Origin of the sequence: Arthrobacter sp. SRS-W-1-2016 (assembly GCF_002009585.1) — a bacterium.
Lineage (GTDB): Bacteria > Actinomycetota > Actinomycetes > Actinomycetales > Micrococcaceae > Arthrobacter > Arthrobacter bambusae_A.
Genome location: NZ_MTPV01000091.1, coordinates 1 through 2,460, shown reverse-complemented (window position 1 = coordinate 2,460; position 2,460 = coordinate 1). Strand labels below are relative to the sequence as shown.

Here is a 2,460-nt window from a genome sequence, read left to right as displayed (position 1 = left end):
GCGACATATTCCGGCCGATTTCGTTCCTGCTGGTGTCGGGGTGCTTCGTCAGCATTTATGATCGGCTCGTCCCTAATATCACGGGACGCTGGGGACCGCTTGTATGGGCGGGTGTATGTGGGGGTACCGCCTGTGTTGAGGTTTGGTTTTTTCCGGTCCGCTGTCGCTCTCATCAGCGCGTTCGTCGTTCTGTTCCTGATGGCAGGTGCGATTCCGGCAAATGCTGCCATCCCGGTCTCTGCCGCTACGGCGAACAGCCATCCGGGCAGGGCCCTGGCGATGAACACGGCCCGGGAAGTCCAGCCCTCAGTCACCACGTCGGCGGCCTTTTCCGACGTGCCGGAAGGGGCCCCGTTCTTCACTGAAATCTCGTGGCTGTCCGGAGAAGGCATTTCCACCGGCTGGGTCCAGCCGGACGGGTCCAGGATCTACGGTCCCGTGTTGCCGGTCAACAGGGACGCGATGGCCGCCTTCATGTACCGGCTCGCCGGCTCGCCCGGCTACACCGCCCCGGCCACGTCACCTTTCACGGACGTCCCGCCAGGCACCCCGTTCTACAAGGAAATCACTTGGCTCGCCTCCCAGGGCATCTCCACCGGCTGGACAGAACCCGACGGCAGCAAAACCTACCGGCCGTTGAACTCCGTCAACCGGGACGCCATGGCCGCTTTCATGTACCGTTTCGCTGGCAGCCCGGCCTACACACCCCAGGGCATCTCGTTTACCGATGTCGGGGCGGACAACCACTTCTACAGCCAGATCACCTGGCTCGCCTCCCAGGGCATCTCCACCGGCTGGACAGAACCCGACGGCAGCAAAACCTACCGGCCCCTGGGTGCCGTCAACCGGGACGCCATGGCCGCCTTCATGTACCGGCTCTACCGGGTCACGCACCCGCTCACGATCAGCGACGGGGCACTCCATGACGGCCTCGCAGGAGCGCGATACCTGGACCAGATATCCGCCACCGGTGGTATCGCGCCGCTGACCTGGACCGCCGCCGGGCTGCCGATCGGCCTCACCGTGAGCCCGGACGGGGCTGTCTCAGGCATCCCGGCCGCGACCGGGACCGCCGCCGCCTCGTTCACGGTCACGGACGCGGCCGGATCCACCGCCACCGTCGCCCGCACCATTAATATCCCCACCAGCATGCCGGCCGGATGCATCGGACAGGCCTGTGCAATCCTGACCCCGGCATCCGCGACCGTCCAAGTCCCCGCCACGGCGATAAGCGGGGTGACCCGGGACGCGACTACCCAGAAAATAGCGACAGTCACCCTGAGCGGCCCCAGCGTCAGCGGTGTGACAATCGCGACCGGGCAGATCCTCGTCCTCGCCCCGGCCCCCGGCATCGACTCCGGGGCGATCGGCGCCGTGGACAGCGTCACGGCCAACGCCGACGGGACCGTCACCGCCGCTCTGTCCCCGCGCACCCCTGCCGATGCCTACACCGACGGCACGGTCAACGCCATCGACCCCACCATGCCCACCTCCGGCGCCGACGCCTCTCCCGCCTCCTACCAGGGCGGGGCAGGGAACGGGATGGCCTCCACCGCCCTCTACCGCAAGGGCACCTCGCCTGTGCAGATCCAGGCCAGCGCAGTAAAGGCCACCTGCAGCGGATCGGCGCAGATCACCCTCACCGGGCTCGCTCTCACCAGCACCCTGAGCCCTTCAATGGCCGCCAAGTGGAGCCTGCTGGGCCTGGACCGGTTCCAGTTTGACCTCGACGGGGCCATCACCATCAATACCGGGGCCAGCCTCTCCGGCCAAGGTTCCTGCACCGTGACCTTCCCCCAAAGCCAAGCGATAGTTCCCGCGGGCGACCTCGGCGTCATCGTTTTCAACGTCCAGCCCGTCCTGAAGTTCTCCGCCTCCGGCAAGGCCGACGTCAGCGGCTCCGTCAAACTCGCCTGCGGCAGCGAATACCTCTGGCAGGGCGGGACCTCCCGCACCATCCAGCACTGCGGGGACACCGTAACCCCGATCGGTTTCACCAGCGCCACCGGAGCCACCGCCAACGCCACCGGCACCATCAACGTCGGCATGGCACTGGATGACATGATCGGAGTCACCGGCACCCTCACCGGGGCCCTCGATGCGAACTACACCCCTCTCTCCCACCCAATACTCACCCTCGACGGAACTGTCGGGTACGAACTCGGCGGCTGCCTGGCCTGCTTCTGGCCCAAAGGCCCCCAAGTCACCATCGCCACCGGCACCTTCTACCACCACCGCCTATTCAAGCTCGACACCCCACCGACCCCGGCTACCACCACACCCACCGGGCCCCTCGCCATCACCACCACTACCCTCCCGGCCGGCACCGTCGGAAACGCCTACCGCACCTACCTCACCGCCACCGGCGGAACCGGCCCCTACACCTGGAACACCACCGGTGCCCTCCCGCCCGGGCTCCATCTCGAACCCACCACCGGCGCCATCACCGGAACCCCCAAC

General features: G+C 67.0%; 1 protein-coding gene. It reads left to right on the top strand.

Annotation, left to right across the window (positions count from 1 at the left end):
• Positions 1–462: 462 nt before the first annotated feature.
• Positions 463–2,460 (top strand): putative Ig domain-containing protein (locus BMF89_RS22560; RefSeq protein WP_366215033.1); only part of this gene is annotated, 1,998 nt, incomplete at its 3' end.